The following is a 16,386-nucleotide window of genomic DNA, read 5'->3' as shown; positions in this document are numbered from 1 at the left end:
GGTATTGCGGTTATGGAGTCGGTACGGAATGGCGAAGGAACCGTTACAGACTTTCGGTTTACGCACATCAACCCGGCTGCCGAGTGGATCACGCAGCAAAAAAAAGAGGCCCTTATCGGCGAGCTATACTCGAATGCCTGGCCTGAAGCCAGGCAGAATGGCGTTCTCGACTGGCATCTGCGCGTCGTCCAGACGCGCACCCCTCTGAAAATAAACGGCGTCAATCTGCCGGTTGGCGAATATGATGGGTGGTACAACATCCGGATTCGCCCGTTTGGCGATGGCGTCATTGCCACATTTGTGGATGTTACCGCCCTGAAACAGGCGGAATTTGCTAACCAGCACCAGGCCGAATTGCTCAGGTCGGTGCTGGACAACTCCCTGAATCCCATCATTGCCTTTAGCGCAATCCGGGATAAGACGACGGGCCAGATCGTCGATTTTCGGTATGAAGCCCAGAACGAAGCCAGTCGTCGCGATGTAGATCGGACCGATGAAGAAGTGATTGGCCATACAATGCTCGAATACTTTCCCCATGTTATTGAAACCGGCTTGTTCGATCGGTACGTGCGGGTGATTGAAACAGGTCAGTCAGAACGGTTCGAACAGGAATATAACTATGATAAACTGACGGGCTGGTCGGAGATGACGGTGTCGAAATGGGGGGACGGTATCGTGCTGACGCTGGTCAGTATTACCGATAGTAGAGACCGCCAGCAGCAACTGGAGCAGGTAAACCGCGAGTTGCTGAATGCCAATGAAAATCTGCGGCAGTTCGCTCATGTGGCCAGCCATGATTTGCAGGAGCCGTTGCGCAAGATCACTGCGTTCAGCGATATATTACAGGATCAGTTCAGTCCTCTGCTCGGCGATCATGGGAAAGACATCATAAACCGGATGCGGTCGGCAACAGAGCGCATGTCGACGCTTATCAGAGATGTGCTGGCCTATTCGCGTATCAGTACGTATCGGGAGCCTTTTCAACTGGTGGCCCTGAATCAATTACTGGCCAATGTATGTTACGAACTGAAAAGCAACGTTCAGGAAACCGGTAGCAAAATCGACGTCAGTGAACTTCCGATTGTTCAGGGCGACCGGAATCAATTGTATCACTTGTTTATAAATCTGTTGACGAATGCGCTAAAGTTTCAGCCTGGTCAACAACCGGCGCTTATAGAGGTGACGTGCCAGACTGTAACGGGAAATGATGGTCCGCCTGAGTTGGAGACTGACCGGGATTATTATGAAATCAGTCTGACCGATAATGGTATAGGATTCGACAGTAAATACACGGAGCTTATCTTTCAGGTGTTTCAGCGGCTGCATAGCCGCCAGCAGTATAACGGTACCGGTATGGGGCTGGCTATTTGTAAACGGGTAGTCGAAAACCACCGGGGAGCCATCATGGCTACCAGTTTGCCCGGTCAGGGTGCTACCTTCCGGGTGTATTTGCCGAAGTAAGTAGTTTTAGAAGTCGTAAGTCGTAGAAGTCGTAATGGTCGTAAGTCGTAGAAGTCGTAAGTGGCTGACGCGTTAGCAAAACATGCGTCAGCCACTTACGACTCCTACGACTTACGACCATTACGACTTTTTTATTCCTTATTCAGCCTGACTTTAACCGTGTCGATTCGGGTACCGTCCATCGACATGATCGTGAACGTAAAAGGCGCAAACTGCACGATCTCACCCACTTTCGGAATGTCTTCGTTGGTAGCCAGAATCAGGCCGCCAAGCGTGTCATATCGGCCCGATGTCGATGTCCGATCACCTTCAGGAATGTTCCAGCCATACTTCTCGTTCAAATCATTGATCTCATGGCGGGCGCTCAGCAGCCAGTTGTGATCGTCAAGTTTTCGTTCTACCCAGTCTTCGTTGGTGTCGTATTCATCCTGAATTTCACCAAAGATCTGCTCAACCATATCTTCTACACTGACGATGCCGGCTGTACCGCCAAATTCATCGACTACCAGGGCCAAACTTTTGCGTTCGGATAAAAATCGAAGCAGCAAATCCTGCGCGGGCATGGTTTCGGGAACGGTAATAATGGGGGTAATGATCTCTTCAACGGTGGCAGGCTTTTGAAATATCGCCAGCGCATGGCAGTATCCAATCACATCGTCTATCGTATCGCGGTAGATCACGATTTTGGAGTGACCGCTATCCTGAAATGCCTGCCTCAGTTCCTCAACCGTATCATCGACCGCTATGGCGGCAATTTCAGTGCGGGGTATCAGGCAATCGCGTACCCGTACATCACGAAATTCGATGGCTTTATTGAAAATTCGCGTGTCAACTTCTACGTCTTCCTGAGCGCTGTCTTTCTGATTTAGTTGCTGGAGGTAGTGGTTAAGGTCTGTCAGGCCAAAAACGGGTCGAATTTCCGGATTTCGTTTGCCCAGCACGAAGCGAATAAAGAAACGGGCTATGCCTACCAGCACGCGCACTACAGGCGCTATAGCCTGATAGATGACCCATAACGGTATGGCCAGCCATTCCAGAAAACGGTCGGGATGAATAAGGGCAAGACTTTTGGGTAGATAGTCGGCTAAGGGCAGAAAAACGATGGTCAGCAGAAGCGTTTCCAGTACAACCAGCAGGAAAGGACTGTCGTAGGCATCGGGTAGAATCCTTATCAACAATGGATTCAGCGCCGTTACGCTCAGCACAACATAAAGGACCAGAAAAAGCGTGTTGCCGGTCAGCGTGGTGCCAACAAAAAGAATCGGATTCTTGAGAAAGCCTGACACGAGCTTTTCGCCCAGTGGTCCCTGCTTGCTATGCAGTTCGAAATACAGCCGGTTCACCGACACATAAGCCATCTCGACCGCCGAAAAAAAACCGGCCAGCACAAGGGCGAGGAGGGCACCGAAAAGCAAAACGTACGAATCCAAGAGTAATTGATCTATCCTGTGTAATACAAAGCTAACAGATTAAGCATCTCGGAGAGACAATCCCGGGCGGCTACTTCTTTCTGGCTGGCTTTTTAGACGGTTCTGTTGCTTTCTTCCGATCGTTCACCATCTGTTTGATCGTTGGAGAAATGGTCTTTTCCCGTTCGAGTCGTTTGTTTCTGACAAACTGAAATGCCAGCAGAAAGGCCAGACACAACATCAATAACCAATAACTCTCGGCAAAAGTTGTACGCTGAAATTCAGCAATCCAGATGGTCAGGAAGCCGGCAGCCGCAGCCAGGAGGAGGATTTCGGGTAGTTTCATGGGCAGATAGGGAGTTGGCCAGTCAATGAGTTGGCCAGTTAGTCAGTGGCTGTCGCTTTTCAACTCACCACTGACTGACTGGCCAACTCATTGACTGATCGACTAATCAACTGTTTTACTGCTCATTTTGGTGAACTCCCGGTAGCGACGGATGGTAGCGATCAGGAAGCCGAGCACAACAATGAGCGTGCCGATCCAAAGCAGGTTGATGAGCGGCTTCTCCAGCGCTTTCATCACAATATAATCGCGCTGTGTGCGATTCACCGCAAACGTAAATTTGCCTGTTTGGGGGTTGATTTCATTAAGCTGGATCCGAATACCGAGTTCATCGCTCGTTTCGGCCCGTCGGCCTACCAGCCGGTCTTTGATAATAAACGTAGGGTTGAGGATGTGCTCCCCGTTTTTGTCCAGTACCCGTACCCGTGCTTTCACAGCGGCATCGTTCGGGCCAATTTCCATGCCTTCCACCTCGGTTGTCCGGGATACATCGTCCAGTATAGCGACGTAGTCGTTCAGGAAGAAGGTGTCTTTAACCGCTACCGAGTAGGTTTCTGTTTTCTCCCAGGTGTTTTCGGCACTTGGATCGGGCACGGATGATACGAACGTATACGTATCGCGTCCCGCCTGGTGACGAATATCGGGCGAAGCCAGCAGGCCCATCCGTTCATTTACCTGCGCGCGTGGATAGAGCGTGAAGATTTTGCCGTTCGGCTCACGGTACTCTACCTCATAATAAGTGTTCTCCGGATAAAGAGCCAGCGTATCGCCTTTTTTGTGATACAGCTTTCCGTTCTGCTCGATGTCGCGCTGAGCAACACCGTGGAAATCGCCTTCGATCACAGAAATGTCTTTCGTTGGAATGTACCCTGGTACGTCACGCGCCTGAATACGCCTGCCGCGATAGGTCAGCTGATAGGTCCCCATCCGTTCCGACTGATTCAGCCAAAGCAGGGTGTTTTCTTTATTTTCCTTGTTATTGTCTTTCGTAAACACGTCCTGCTTCGAGATAAGCATACCCGTGTTATTGATCGAAATAACTTTGGTAAAACCAGCGGAGTACAAAATACCGATCAGCATAAGCGCCATACCGATGTGCGAGATAGCGCCACCCGACAGCCGGTAATTACCCCGGATAATGCCCAGCAGAATAGTACCGTTCGTCATCAGCGCAAATATAGACGCTACCAGCAACGCCATATAAACCGGGTTTTTGACCTCACCAATGGCAATCAGAGCCGCGCTTAGCAGCAGCGTCAAAATGCCGGGGGTGATGAGCGCATCCCACTTTTTGTTGTCCAGTTTGCGCCACCACATGTATTGGCCTACACCCGTTATCAGGGCGATTATGACAAAGAACCAAACCTGAAATTTGTTGTAGTGGGCAATTTGATCGGCGGGCAGGGCCAGGTTAGATACTTTGCCAAATAGCTCCAGTACTTTGTTATAAACAGGAATCGAAGTAGTTGCAATAACCTGAAAAGCGGCCAGACACAGGACCGTAGCGCCAATGAACACCCAGAATTCTTTGCTGTACACCGATGTTTCGTCCGCATCGCTGGGAATGTGTTTCCACTTAACGGTTGCCAGCACAATAGCCATCACAACAAAGGCCAGCAGATAAACCAGCAACTGTCCCGACAAGCCCAGATCAGTAAACGAGTGAACCGATGCATTTCCCAGAATACCACTCCGCGTCAGGAAGGTCGAGTACAGAATCAGCAGGAACGTAGCGATAGTCAGTATGACAGCTGTTTTCAAGCCTGTCGATGAGCGCTTCGCTATGAGCATCGTATGGAGCGAAGCTACCATAACCAGCCAGGGAACGTAGACGGCATTTTCGACGGGGTCCCAGTTCCAGTACCCCCCGAAGTTCAGCGTTTCGTAAGCCCAGTAACCACCCATCATGATACCAACGCCCAGGACCATAGCACCAAAAAGCGTCCAGGGAAGGGCAGGCCGAATCCATTCGAGGGGCTGATTCCGCCATAGACCGGCAATGCAATAGGCGAAGGGCACCAGCGTCAGCGCAAAGCCAAGGAAAAGCGTTGGGGGGTGGATAACCATCCAGTAGTTCTGAAGTAACGGGTTCAGGCCATTACCATCCTTAGGGACAAACGTTGGATCGGCCGTGAAGATGGGCGCATCGGGCATCGCTTCGGTCAGCAATAGAAATGGCGACGAACCGATCTTGAACGTATCGCCAAAGACGATGCCCAGAATCATTGAAGCCAGAAAAGCCTGCACCAGCGCGAAGACGGTCATCATAGGAGCTTCCCATTTTGAACCGCTCTTCTGAATCAGGACGGCACCCAGCACCGCATTCCAGAAAAGCCAGAGCAGGAACGATCCTTCCTGTCCTTCCCAGAAGCAGGAAATCATGTACTGCACAGGCAAAGCCAGCGACGAGTGACTCCAGGCGTAGTGGTACTCGAAGTAATGGTTATAGATGATCCAGTAAAGGCTCACCCCTACGCCGATTACGGCTAACCCGTGAATATAAAACGCCCAGCGTGCCAGTGTACGCCAGTCATCTTTGTCAGCGCCGGCGTTAGCGGCTCCGGCTGGCGGACTTGCTTTCCGCTTTGTCGTTTTTCCGCCAAAGCTCGATTCGCCCGCGTAGGCCAGCTGTGGCTCTTCAACGAGCGACTTCCGGGTACTGCCCTGGCGTCCGAGGGCTGAAATGAAATAAGCTACCGTTGCCAGCAGTGCCGTTACAAACGACAGGATGACAAGAAAGTGGCCAAGTTGCCCGACTGTGGTATGAATCATTGATAGAAAGAGTAAAGGAGCTGAAGACTACAAAAGTGAAGTTGAACAGCTCACAAAGAGCTACTTTACCAGGTAGCTTTTTACAATTGAGCTGTTTTTGCTTCGTGTTCGGTCGTTTCCAGTTTGTCGTTCTGGTACTTGGAGGGACACTTCAGCAGAATCTTGTTACATTGAAAATGATCGCCCTGCATGGCACCAATGATCACAATTTGCTCCGAACGGTCGAAATCCTGTGGTTTAGGACTGTTGAAGACTACCTTCTGTGCCTGCTGGTTGTTATCGACAAGCGTAAACTCGAAGTGGTTGGGGTCAATGGCGGGGTCATACAACATGTCGGTAATCCGGCCCTGTGCATCTTTCTGCACTTTGCCAACGACATGGATCATCTTCTCGTCGCCATCTTTAGCGAGTTCGCTAGCCTGCCTGAATGTAACGTAAGAACTGGCGTCACCAGCGGTGGAAACAATGATGCCGATAGCCAGCGCAATAACAACGATTCCAAAAATATGAGAGAGTTTCATAGGTAGGCTTACAAGCTATAGTTCGTTTTTTTCTCTTTCACTTCTTTTTCGAGTTTGCCAATCTGCCGGTCAAGCCGGATGAGGTATACGATGATACCCGTAAAAACAGCCGCGATAACGGCTACCACAACCCATATTTTACCATCGGCCCGAAGGCGATCCGCCATCTCTACGCCATCTGAAACAGGCTGTTGAGCCATAAGGGTTTGGCTGAGCAGAAGCAGGGCCGCCAGGGGCGCTTTCATCAAAAGGGGCAGTCGCATTGGTATACGGGGAATAACTATGAAATTAACGCAAAAAGAAGCGGAATCATTCGGTTTAAAGCCTAAGGATTTAATCATCTAAAGCCGCTTTGACCCGACGCATCCGAACGTGTAGTTCAGTAATCCAGACACCCAGTAACGTGAACCCGATAACAGCCGGGTAGAACACCATCCGCATCTGGCTATCCATGTCATATTTACCAAAGGCCGGGTTACCACCATTACCGGGGTGAAGCGAATCGGTCAGGCGCGGCACGATGAAAATGAGCGGGACAAAAACAGCAAAAGCGAATATGTTGTAAACCGCCGAAATGCGGGCCCGGCGTTGCTCGTCGTCGAATGAACCACGGAGAATCAAATATGCCAGATACATCAGCATCCCTACGGCGACACTGTTCAGTTTAGGGTCGTTGGGCCAGGGTTCGCCCCAGGTGAAGTTGGCCCAGAGGGATCCGGTAGCGCAACCAAGCAGGCCAAACAAAATAGCTGAGTTAGCAAACTCAACCGCCACCAGATCATCATCAAACCGGCCGCTGCGTAAATAGCGGATCGAATAGATCGCTGAGGTTAGTAACAGGACGATCATGCCGAACCAGAGGGGAACATGGAAATACACATTCCTGATGCTTTCGTTGAGGATGGGCTGACGCGGTACGATACCCAGCAAACCCTGTAGAATGACGTAAACTAATATCAGAACCGCGAGGGCCTTCCACCAGGTGTTTTTCATATTGGTAAGACAGACATTCTGTCCGTTTCATTTAACTAAACAATGTATGAGGGCTTGAAACCCCTGTTTTTATCAATTAACGAACCAGCTGCGGAGACCTCCGCCCGGCCGCTTTACATCAGCTCCGCCATAAGAACGGGAACAGTAACCAGGATAGCGTCAGAACGATGGCATCGATAGCCAGGACGATCCAGATCTCATCGGTGCTGACGCTTCGGTCGAGACCATCCAGGGCATTCTTCGATATCTTCAGCAGCATCAGCAACAACGGCAGGATGATTGGGAAACTCAGTACCGCCATCAGGGTAGCCGGGTTTTCCGCTTTGCTCGCAATGCCCGACACCAACGTCAGCGAGGCCGCAAATCCTATGGCCCCCAGTACCAGCGTCAGCAGATAAAGAGGTACATCCTGCGCCTGATTTCCCAAAACGAACGCATACGTGCCGAAACCCAGCAGGGACAGCATCAGCATCAGCACCGTATTGTAGCCAATCTTCGACAGGATTATCTGCTGCGGACTAACCAGGGTGTAATAGTACAACTGCCTTCCTGAGCGCTCCTGTACGAAGCTTTTTGCAATGGCATTGATGGCCGTAAACAACAGAATAATCCAAAACAGCGTGTTCCAGACTATGGGCGTCAGCTGCCCACGGCGGGCATTGAAACTAAGGTAACAAACGAACACGGCCCCGACAATGTAGAGCAGCATACCATTCAGGGCATAGCGTTGCCGCCATTCCAGCAGAAACTCTTTCCGCATCAATGCCCCGATTTGTCGTACCGATTCTGCCATACTTCCTCTTAAGATCGGGCAAATTTACGGCGGAACGGTGATGGGAAAAAGAAAAGTCTGCTATTTGCGGGTTCTATGGAGTTAACTACAATTCTTACGCTTTGTACCTTCGCTTTTTTAGCTGGCTTTGTCGATGCGATCATTGGTGGGGGTGGCCTGATTCAAACGCCCGCCCTGTTATTCACCCTGCCTCAGTACCCGGTTCCGACACTGATCGGCACGACAAAAATTCCGTCGCTGGCCGGTAGCCTGATGGGCGCTTTTCAATACAGTCGTCGGGTGGCGGTCGCTGGCCGATTTATTGCCCCCGTGATGGCCATTGCCTTCAGCGCATCCTGGCTGGGTTCGTGGACCCTGACCCGCGTGCCTAATACCTATATGAAGCCGTTCGTTCTGTTGATGCTGGTCGTTGTATTCACGTATACACTGGTTAAAAAAGATTTCGGGCAGTTGCCGCATCGGACTGTGTCGACTCAACAGCAGCGGATACGGATGTGGATAATGGGCGTAGGGCTGGGTTTCTATGACGGTTTTTTCGGGCCGGGAACGGGTAGCTTTCTGGTATTGGGATTCATTACGCTCATCGGGTTCGATTTTCTGAAAGCCAGTGCCCATGCAAAGCTGGTCAATGCAGCCACAAACCTGGCTAGTACGCTGTTTTTTATCAATAAGGGTGGCTTATTATATGTAGTTGCCTTACCAATGGCTGTGGCCAACCTGTCAGGGGCTTTTCTGGGTGCCCGACTGGCCATTTTAAAAGGGAACCAGTTCATCCGGATATTCTTCCTGCTGGTGATTGCCGCCACCATTTTACGGTTTGCCTGGGATTTGATGCAGTGAGTTATAATTTCTGCTCATCCCTCTTGCATCAACAAACTTTCCGCCGTAATCTTGTGTTAATTAAACTGAATCTAAATAAAGATAGCCGATTCGCACCGGCACCCAAGGCCATGAGTAAGCGCAGTGTAGCGGACCTTAAACCAGGAGAACGAGCCACTATTGAGTCGTTCAACGATCAGTTGATGTCGCTGAAATTGCTCGAAATGGGGTGTCTGCCTGGTGCTGAAGTGTGTTTGCATTGCAAAGCTCCCTTAGGCGACCCTATTTGCCTGAATGTGTCCGGGTACTGCCTGTCGATGCGTCGGTCTGAAGCGGCTACGATATTGATCGAAAATTAACTGTTGCGGGTGTTTGTGGGTTCGGGGTTTTCGTGTTTATGCCCGGTCGACCGGCGCTGAACCGACAAATACGCAGACACGCAAAACACAAACTCACCGCGTCCTTGAGTACCTCCCCCATACTTGCCCTTATTGGCAACCCGAATGCCGGTAAGTCGTCGCTGTTCAATCAACTGACGGGCATGCGCCAGAAGACCGGTAACTTCCCCGGTGTAACGGTCGATAAGAAATCCGGCACCTGGACGGTCGATGCACAACTTACGGCTACCGTCGTTGACCTGCCGGGCGTTTATTCCATTTATCCCAAATCCTTAGACGAACAGCTTGTCACTGATATCCTGGCCAATCCAGCGCACCCGGATTATCCGGATGTGGCTGTAGTGGTCGTCGATGCGTCGAATCTGCACCGTAACCTGCTTCTCTTTACGCAGGTAGCCGACCTGGGTGTGCCAACGGTTCTGGCTCTGAACATGCTCGATGTAGCCATGAAACAGAGCAAGCAGGTGAATTCGGTACGGTTGGCCATGCGGCTGGGGGTACCCGTTGTACGCATCAATGCCCGGACCGGAGAAGGAATCGACTCGCTCAAAAAAGCAGTGATGGGCCAACTTGAGCACCCGACCTTACCCGGCCAGCTCTTTTTCGACCCCGCTGATGGAGAACCCGATCTGATTACTGATACGAAAGAACACTATCAGCTAACCAACAATTACCTCGCCCTTCAATACATTATTCAGCACGATGGATTTTCGTTCCTGAACCGCTCTCAACAGGTTGGACTTGACGAGATCATCAAGAAACACAACTTCAGTGAGCCCACGTTTCAGGCAAACGAAACCATTACACGCTACAAACGTATCGCTACGGTCGTTAGTGAAGCGGTAACTGACCAGCGACCTATTGGTCAGCCTACCTGGAGCCAGAAGTTCGATCGTATTCTGTTACACCCGGTTTGGGGCTACGCAATCTTCGGGATGGTGTTACTACTGATCTTCCAGGCAATTTTCGCCTGGGCGCAGCCATTCATGGATGCTATTGACACGGGGGTAGCCTGGCTCAATGGCCAACTGAAAGCGAGTTTACCAGCCGGCCCCCTTACTGACCTACTTACCGATGGCATTCTGGCAGGAATTGGCGGTATACTGGTGTTCATTCCTCAAATAGCGTTTCTGTTTCTGCTGGTCGCGCTGCTGGAGGAATCGGGCTATATGTCGCGGGTCATGGTCATCATGGACCGGATCATGCGCAAGTTTGGACTGAATGGCCGGAGTGTAGTGCCCCTGATTTCGGGTGTGGCCTGTGCTGTACCCGCCATCATGGCTACGCGTAGTATTGGTACCCGACGCGACCGGCTGATTACTATCCTTGTTACCCCCCTGATGAGCTGTTCGGCTCGTTTACCCATTTATACGATCCTTATTGCGCTGGTTGTGCCGAGCCAGCGTGTAATTGGCCTGTTCAACTTACAGGGCCTCGCGCTGATGGGTTTGTACCTGCTGGGCCTGGTGAGTGCTTTATTGTCCGCTTATGTGCTCAAGTTGCTCTTAAAGACGAAAGAACGCGGTTTTTTTATTATGGAGCTGCCAACCTTCAAATTACCCCGCTGGAACCATGTCGGCATGACAGTATATGATAGTGTTCGGTCATTCGTATGGGAAGCAGGGCGTGTTATTCTGGCAATCTCCATTGTGTTGTGGGTACTGGCAAGCTACGGTCCGGGCAATGCCATCGAGCAAGCCGAAACCCGTGTCCGTAAGGAGAATGCAACGCTGGCAAACGATGACCTCCAGAACCGCATTGCGTCAGAACGGCTCGAAGCTTCCTACGCTGGTCATTTCGGCCATTTTATTGAGCCCGCTATTCGGCCACTCGGTTACGACTGGAAAATTGGTATCGCGCTACTCAGTTCGTTCGCGGCCCGCGAAGTCTTCGTTGGAACGATGTCTACCATCTATAGCATAGGGTCCGGGGACGACGACGGGGAAAACACAACCATACGGCAGCGGCTCCGGGAAGAACGAAACCCCGACACAGGCCAGCCCATGTACACGCCTGCTCTGGCCTGGTCGTTATTGGTGTTCTACGTGTTCGCTATGATGTGTATGAGTACCCTGGCGGCCACCCAGCGTGAAACGAAAAGCTGGAAGTGGCCCGCCGTACAACTCGCGTATATGATGATACTGGCTTATGTGAGCGCATTTGCTACCTATCAATTAATGAAGTAGATCAGCAAACCTGTCTAGCCATGAAAACACCCCGTCAGCGCTGGTCTGACGGGGTGTTTGTTTATGATTGGAAATCAAATCACTACCAAAGTAAGCCTTTCGAAATTAGCGGGTAGATGAAATGATAAATGATGTAAGTAAATAACGCTACCGTCAAACCGCCCAGGGCTGTCGTCTGATCGAAGTTGAACCGGCTCTTGCGCGAGGGGCGAGTTACCCGCCAATCTCGCTGTACTGTATGCTTCATGGTATGTGCAGGTATGATTATAAACCACTCTGCAAATTTGAGTCCGTCGTAGCAGTAGTAACAGCGCAGAAACCCTGATTCGTATCATACGTAATAATACCCGATACACGTTCTGAGGCAGGTTGCCGTATATTTCGTAAGCGGTAGGCTGTTTGATAGTTTAAGTTATTCTATATTCTTAATAGTGTAGAAAACTGTACCCAGCGTTGTCACCTAATCTCCACAGATTAGCGCCACCGGAGGGCATCTACTAAGTCAGAAGCGATCATACCGATAGGCCCACGCTCTTCAGCGACGGTGTCGCCCGCCAGCCCATGGGCATAAACGCCCAGTACAGCGGCTTCAACTGGATCGTATCCCTGCGCCAGCAAAGCCGTTAGTACGCCCGTCAGCACGTCGCCTGTACCACCCGTGCTCAATCCCGGGTTACCTGTTGCGTTAAAATGAACATCACCCTGGGGCGTGGCAACAGCCGAATGAGCCCCTTTCAGGACAACCACAACCTGATATTGTTGAGCGAAATCACGCAGTAAGGTTAACTTTTGGTAGTCATGGGTCCACTGGCTCGTAAGCCGTTCAAACTCTTTGGGATGGGGTGTCAGAATGCTGTTAGGGGGAAGGAGGGAGAGCAGATCGCGGTTTTCGGCCAGTAGGTTCAGGGCGTCAGCGTCAATGACCATTGGTTTACTGAGCGTTGGCAAGAGCTGCCGGAGCATAGTCAGCGTTTCGGGAGCCTTACCCAGCCCGGGACCGATACCCACGACAGAATAGTCAGCCGGGGCCGGGCTACCCTGTTCACTGACTTCGTGATCCAGCAAGCCGGTCAGGATGTTTTGGTGGCTGTCTGGCCGACACATGGCTTCGGGCACTGCGGTCTGAAGGATAGCATACCCACAACGCGGTATCTGTACCGTGAGCAACCCCACTCCAGAACGCAGGCAGGCTCTGGAAGCCAGAACGGCTGCCCCAATCTTACCGTAACTACCTGCCAGCAGCAGCGCATGGCCAAAGGTGCCTTTGTTGGCATAACGGTCACGCTTGTGAAGCAGTAACCGGGCTTCATGCGGCTGCGTAAAAAAGAAATTTGTCGGTGCCTGATCGATAAACCGTTTGTGCAGACGGATATCGACCAGGTGCCAGTCACCTACGTAGGGGCCATTCCTGGGTAGCATAAACGCCAGTTTTGGTAATTGAAACGAAACCGTATAATCTGGTTCGATAATCACATCGGTCGTTGCGTTGGGCTGATCAGCATACAGACCACTGGCAATATCGACCGCAACAACGGTGGCCGGAGCCCGATTGATAGCGTCAACGGTGGTTTTGACAATACCCTCGGTTGGCCGCGTCAGGCCTGATCCAAGAATGGCATCGATAACGACTTCGTTATGACGAATGGCGGGTAAATCCTTCTCCGATTCGATGTAGTTTATCGTCTCGATCACCAGTTTGAGCCGTCGGTGATTATGCATGAAATCGTCGGATTCGCGGGGTGCATACCGAACAACATGTACCTCAACGGGGTACTCACGCTCAAGCAGCAAGCGGGCAATAGCCAGGCCATCGCCCCCGTTGTTGCCTAATCCACAAAAAATTTTGGTAGGAGTTGTATCGGGAAACCGGTCGGCGAACCAGTTGACAAAGGCGAGCGCAGCCCGTTCCATGAGGTTAATTGGCGCAATAGGTTCACTTTTTATGGTTGATTGGTCGAGATCATGAATCTGGTCAACACTCAGTATTTTCATAAAGTCCTGGATGGCTTACGCTGGGTAATTTTACAAAAGTATTTTCTAGCACCGAGAAGATTGCTATCTTTGCGGTTCATTTCGCAAATAGTTATCTGGCGATTTATATACGGTCATGAGCGAGTTAATCAAATTAGTAGAGGCAGACAACGCGCAGCGTCGCGCCGACTTGCCTTCTTTCCGGTCGGGCGATACGGTAAATGTACACGTCAAAATCCGCGAAGGAAACAAAGAACGCATTCAGATTTTCACGGGTACGGTCATCCAGCGCCGTAATCCGAGTAGCGGTGGTGAAACGTTCACCGTCCGCAAAATATCGAACGGAGTTGGTGTAGAACGGATTTTTCCAGTTCTATCGCCAAACGTCGACAAGATCGAAATCGTCCGCATGGGTAAAGTTCGCCGGGCCCGGTTGTTCTACCTGCGTGGTCGTCAGGGCAAAGCCGCTCGTGTTAAAGAGCGTAAGCCAAAAGTCGTTGCCGCAGCGTAATTATTCGCCACGGATAGTTATTTCTCGAAAAGCTGCCTTCAGGGGCAGCTTTTCTCGTTGATAGGCCCAACAGTCTCCGGCTGTTGCGAGTTACTTTACAGGCAGTGACCGGAAACTGCAGCTTACGGATACACATGGATTTTTTTAAATATCAGGGCACCGGCAATGATTTTGTGATGATCGACGATCGGGCAGGGACGTTCCCCCGCACCGACCAGGCGGTGATCGAACGATTATGTGATCGCCGGTTCGGTATTGGTGCCGATGGGCTGATTCTGCTCCAGACCGATCCTGATTACGATTTTCGTATGGTGTACTTCAATGCCGATGGGGCCGAAGGAAGTATGTGCGGTAACGGCGGGCGGTGTATCGTCCGTTTTGCGCACGATTTGGGCCTGTTCGATAAAGAAACCCGTTTTCTGGCCGTTGATGGTGAACATACGGCCGTGGTGACCGATAGCGATATCTCGCTGAAAATGGGCGATGTGTCCGGTGTCGAGAGTCGGAACGGGCTGACATTTCTCAATACGGGCTCGCCCCATGTGGTGCAGTTTACCGAGGATCTGGCGTCGCTCGATGTGGTAGCACAGGGACGCGCTATCCGGAATGATGCTGCGTTTTCGGGCGGAACGAACGTCAACTTTGGGCAGGTAATCGATGACCATACGGTTCGGGTAAGAACCTATGAACGGGGTGTTGAAGATGAAACGTATTCCTGTGGGACAGGCGTAACGGCGGTAGCACTAATTGCTTATCGGCAGCTGGCTATGCCTGATCCCGTCTTTATTCAAACTATTGGCGGCAACCTGCGGGTGTCTTTTAAACCGATGAATGGCAGCGATAGCCAGTTCGGTAGTATCTATTTGACGGGCCCGGCTCAACGCGTATTTACAGGTACCATAACACGCTAGTGTTGTTGTTCCGCTGGCGTGTTGTATACAAGGGTAACTGACTCAGCGTATGATTATTTATAAAGGAAAAGGATGGATAGCGGCCGTCTGGCATTTTCATACAGGACCAACCGCTAAAGCGCTGATCAAACGCGTGGCTCTGGTGGGAGTTTATGTAACAATTGTCACGGTCGCCGAGCTTAATTTCAGCGATTTGCGGATAAAGGATACGCCTAGTTCGTTTTTACAGGCGATGGGTATTCTCCTCAGCCTGCTGCTTATTTTTCGGACCAACAGCGCCTACGACCGTTTCTATGAAGGTCGGATTGCCTGGGGCACGTTGATCAATAATTGCCGGAATATGGCTATATTTTTCAATGCCGTGCTGGATCAGGATAATGTGTCGGACCGGCTTTTCTTCGCCAAAACGATTTCTAATTTCCCTTTCGCCCTCAAGAATCACCTGCGTGACTCGCCGGGCCTCGACGAACTGGACGAGACAGAAGAAGGCGAACGGCGGGACCTGAGTAATTTTGATCACGTTCCGTCGGGTGTATCGAACCAGCTGTGGGTGAAAACGGAATCGCTGTATCGGCAGGGACGTATATCCGATTCACAGCATATCAACTTGAATCGCTACCTAAGCTCGCTGATGGATGTCTGCGGCATTTGCGAGCGGATTAAAAACACCCCCATCCCGTTTTCCTATAATCTTTTTATTAAACTGTTTATTCTGCTCTATGTGGGGGTGCTGCCCTTTACCGTAGTTGAAGTATATGGGTACCTGACCATTCCGGCAGTTATGCTTACGTCTTATGTCCTGGTAGGCCTGGAGTTGATTGGAGAGGAAATTGAAGACCCATTCGGCCTGGAACGCAATGACCTGCCGCTCAACCAGCTGTCGCAGTTGATTCGCGTCAACACACACGATATTTTGCAGATCTACCTGCCGCATGTAGAGAAAGAAGCGGCCAAGCCAGGCTTCACCATTGTTACCTGATCAATCTACGGCCTCGGTAATGCCGCCATGGAGGTGGTAAATAGTCTTGTGTTCAAGCTCCGGTTGCCGGAGGAAGTCTTTAGCGGCCACCCGGCTGCGCGCGCCATTGGTACAGACCGCAATCAGCGTAGTGAACGGCAGTAACTCGGTTTTTCGGGCTCGTAGGTCGGGGAGGGGTATGTTCAGGCCACCGATGTTGAATTCGTCAAATTCCCACTCGTCCCGAACATCGACAATGAGCGTATCAGGTTGTTGGCGCAGGCTTTCAAGTTCGGTTAGGGTAATGTCTGTGTAGGTATGCATAAATGGAGGTTAGTCC

17 protein-coding genes are annotated in these 16,386 nt (G+C 51.1%); 7 read left to right on the top strand and 10 right to left on the bottom strand.

Annotated elements, in window-relative coordinates; translation table 11 throughout:
- Positions 1-12 precede the first annotated feature (12 nt).
- Positions 13-1,461 carry a sensor histidine kinase gene (locus tag FH603_RS05360; RefSeq protein ID WP_186736437.1) on the top strand — a complete coding sequence of 483 codons (1,449 nt, stop codon included), beginning with the start codon at positions 13-15 and terminating at the stop codon, positions 1,459-1,461.
- Between the two features lie 131 nt (positions 1,462-1,592).
- Here FH603_RS05360 and FH603_RS05355 read toward each other — a convergent pair whose 3' ends face one another.
- From FH603_RS05355 to FH603_RS05325, 7 genes are all read right to left on the bottom strand, one after another.
- Entirely contained in the window at positions 1,593-2,891 is a 1,299-nt protein-coding gene (locus tag FH603_RS05355) for a hemolysin family protein (RefSeq protein ID WP_186736436.1), read from the bottom strand.
- Positions 2,892-2,961: 70 nt separating this feature from the next.
- Positions 2,962-3,216 carry a hypothetical protein gene (locus FH603_RS05350; RefSeq protein ID WP_186736435.1) on the bottom strand — a complete coding sequence of 85 codons (255 nt, stop codon included), beginning with the start codon at positions 3,214-3,216 and terminating at the stop codon, positions 2,962-2,964.
- 102 nt (positions 3,217-3,318) lie between these two features.
- Positions 3,319-5,985 carry a cytochrome c biogenesis protein CcsA gene (ccsA, locus tag FH603_RS05345; RefSeq protein ID WP_186736434.1) on the bottom strand — a complete coding sequence of 889 codons (2,667 nt, stop codon included), beginning with the start codon at positions 5,983-5,985 and terminating at the stop codon, positions 3,319-3,321.
- Between the two features lie 80 nt (positions 5,986-6,065).
- A complete protein-coding gene (locus FH603_RS05340) occupies positions 6,066-6,506 on the bottom strand; it encodes a cytochrome c maturation protein CcmE domain-containing protein (protein WP_186736433.1) in 441 nt (146 codons plus the stop codon).
- A gap of 8 nt (positions 6,507-6,514) precedes the next feature.
- On the bottom strand, positions 6,515-6,769 hold the full coding sequence (locus tag FH603_RS05335) for a CcmD family protein (protein ID WP_186736432.1): 255 nt from the start codon (positions 6,767-6,769) through the stop codon (positions 6,515-6,517).
- A gap of 70 nt (positions 6,770-6,839) precedes the next feature.
- Positions 6,840-7,499 carry a cytochrome c biogenesis protein CcsA gene (gene ccsA, locus FH603_RS05330; RefSeq protein ID WP_186736431.1) on the bottom strand — a complete coding sequence of 220 codons (660 nt, stop codon included), beginning with the start codon at positions 7,497-7,499 and terminating at the stop codon, positions 6,840-6,842.
- 118 nt (positions 7,500-7,617) lie between these two features.
- Entirely contained in the window at positions 7,618-8,292 is a 675-nt protein-coding gene (locus tag FH603_RS05325) for a heme exporter protein CcmB (RefSeq protein WP_186736430.1), read from the bottom strand.
- Between the two features lie 75 nt (positions 8,293-8,367).
- On the opposite strand from FH603_RS05325, the gene FH603_RS05320 reads away from it, so the two are divergent.
- From FH603_RS05320 to feoB, 3 genes are all read left to right on the top strand, one after another.
- A complete protein-coding gene (locus tag FH603_RS05320; protein ID WP_186736429.1) occupies positions 8,368-9,132 on the top strand; it encodes a sulfite exporter TauE/SafE family protein in 765 nt (254 codons plus the stop codon).
- A 110-nt stretch (positions 9,133-9,242) separates the two neighbouring features.
- The gene (locus FH603_RS05315) at positions 9,243-9,470 is read left to right on the top strand and encodes a FeoA family protein (RefSeq protein ID WP_186736428.1); all 228 of its coding nucleotides are present in this window, start codon (positions 9,243-9,245) and stop codon (positions 9,468-9,470) included.
- A gap of 104 nt (positions 9,471-9,574) precedes the next feature.
- On the top strand, positions 9,575-11,695 hold the full coding sequence (gene feoB, locus FH603_RS05310; protein WP_235985344.1) for a ferrous iron transport protein B: 2,121 nt from the start codon (positions 9,575-9,577) through the stop codon (positions 11,693-11,695).
- Between the two features lie 82 nt (positions 11,696-11,777).
- Here feoB and FH603_RS05305 read toward each other — a convergent pair whose 3' ends face one another.
- Both FH603_RS05305 and FH603_RS05300 read right to left on the bottom strand, forming a co-directional pair.
- Positions 11,778-11,942 (bottom strand): hypothetical protein, encoded by a 165-nt coding sequence (locus tag FH603_RS05305; protein WP_186736426.1) that lies wholly within the window; start codon positions 11,940-11,942, stop codon positions 11,778-11,780.
- Positions 11,943-12,169: 227 nt separating this feature from the next.
- On the bottom strand, positions 12,170-13,687 hold the full coding sequence (locus tag FH603_RS05300; RefSeq protein WP_186736425.1) for an NAD(P)H-hydrate dehydratase: 1,518 nt from the start codon (positions 13,685-13,687) through the stop codon (positions 12,170-12,172).
- 115 nt (positions 13,688-13,802) lie between these two features.
- On the opposite strand from FH603_RS05300, the gene rplS reads away from it, so the two are divergent.
- From rplS to FH603_RS05285, 3 genes are all read left to right on the top strand, one after another.
- Complete coding sequence (gene rplS / locus FH603_RS05295) at positions 13,803-14,177, top strand: 50S ribosomal protein L19 (RefSeq protein ID WP_186736424.1); 375 nt, start codon at positions 13,803-13,805, stop codon at positions 14,175-14,177.
- Positions 14,178-14,311: 134 nt separating this feature from the next.
- Complete coding sequence (gene dapF / locus FH603_RS05290; protein ID WP_186736423.1) at positions 14,312-15,088, top strand: diaminopimelate epimerase; 777 nt, start codon at positions 14,312-14,314, stop codon at positions 15,086-15,088.
- A gap of 49 nt (positions 15,089-15,137) precedes the next feature.
- Positions 15,138-16,067: a bestrophin family protein gene (locus tag FH603_RS05285; protein WP_186736422.1), complete on the top strand. Its 930-nt coding sequence runs from the start codon at positions 15,138-15,140 to the stop codon at positions 16,065-16,067.
- Here FH603_RS05285 and FH603_RS05280 read toward each other — a convergent pair whose 3' ends face one another.
- Positions 16,068-16,370 (bottom strand): rhodanese-like domain-containing protein, encoded by a 303-nt coding sequence (locus tag FH603_RS05280; RefSeq protein ID WP_186736421.1) that lies wholly within the window; start codon positions 16,368-16,370, stop codon positions 16,068-16,070.
- Between the last annotated feature and the right edge of the window lie 16 nt (positions 16,371-16,386).

Origin of the sequence: Spirosoma utsteinense (assembly GCF_014282275.1) — a bacterium.
GTDB lineage: Bacteria > Bacteroidota > Bacteroidia > Cytophagales > Spirosomataceae > Spirosoma > Spirosoma utsteinense.
This window is presented reverse-complemented; position numbering and strand designations above follow the sequence as displayed.

Excerpts from the sequence above, each read along its gene's own strand:
- FH603_RS05360 (WP_186736437.1), top strand. The coding sequence starts at position 13 with ATGGAGTCGGTACGGAATGGCGAAGGAACCGTTACAGACTTTCGGTTT.
- FH603_RS05350 (WP_186736435.1), bottom strand. The coding sequence starts at position 3,216 with ATGAAACTACCCGAAATCCTCCTCCTGGCTGCGGCTGCCGGCTTCCTG.
- ccsA (WP_186736434.1), bottom strand. The coding sequence starts at position 5,985 with ATGATTCATACCACAGTCGGGCAACTTGGCCACTTTCTTGTCATCCTG.
- FH603_RS05340 (WP_186736433.1), bottom strand. The coding sequence starts at position 6,506 with ATGAAACTCTCTCATATTTTTGGAATCGTTGTTATTGCGCTGGCTATC.
- FH603_RS05335 (WP_186736432.1), bottom strand. The coding sequence starts at position 6,769 with ATGCGACTGCCCCTTTTGATGAAAGCGCCCCTGGCGGCCCTGCTTCTG.
- ccsA (WP_186736431.1), bottom strand. The coding sequence starts at position 7,499 with ATGAAAAACACCTGGTGGAAGGCCCTCGCGGTTCTGATATTAGTTTAC.
- FH603_RS05325 (WP_186736430.1), bottom strand. The coding sequence starts at position 8,292 with ATGGCAGAATCGGTACGACAAATCGGGGCATTGATGCGGAAAGAGTTT.
- FH603_RS05320 (WP_186736429.1), top strand. The coding sequence starts at position 8,368 with ATGGAGTTAACTACAATTCTTACGCTTTGTACCTTCGCTTTTTTAGCT.
- FH603_RS05315 (WP_186736428.1), top strand. The coding sequence starts at position 9,243 with ATGAGTAAGCGCAGTGTAGCGGACCTTAAACCAGGAGAACGAGCCACT.
- FH603_RS05305 (WP_186736426.1), bottom strand. The coding sequence starts at position 11,942 with ATGAAGCATACAGTACAGCGAGATTGGCGGGTAACTCGCCCCTCGCGC.
- FH603_RS05300 (WP_186736425.1), bottom strand. The coding sequence starts at position 13,687 with ATGAAAATACTGAGTGTTGACCAGATTCATGATCTCGACCAATCAACC.
- rplS (WP_186736424.1), top strand. The coding sequence starts at position 13,803 with ATGAGCGAGTTAATCAAATTAGTAGAGGCAGACAACGCGCAGCGTCGC.
- dapF (WP_186736423.1), top strand. The coding sequence starts at position 14,312 with ATGGATTTTTTTAAATATCAGGGCACCGGCAATGATTTTGTGATGATC.
- FH603_RS05285 (WP_186736422.1), top strand. The coding sequence starts at position 15,138 with ATGATTATTTATAAAGGAAAAGGATGGATAGCGGCCGTCTGGCATTTT.
- FH603_RS05280 (WP_186736421.1), bottom strand. The coding sequence starts at position 16,370 with ATGCATACCTACACAGACATTACCCTAACCGAACTTGAAAGCCTGCGC.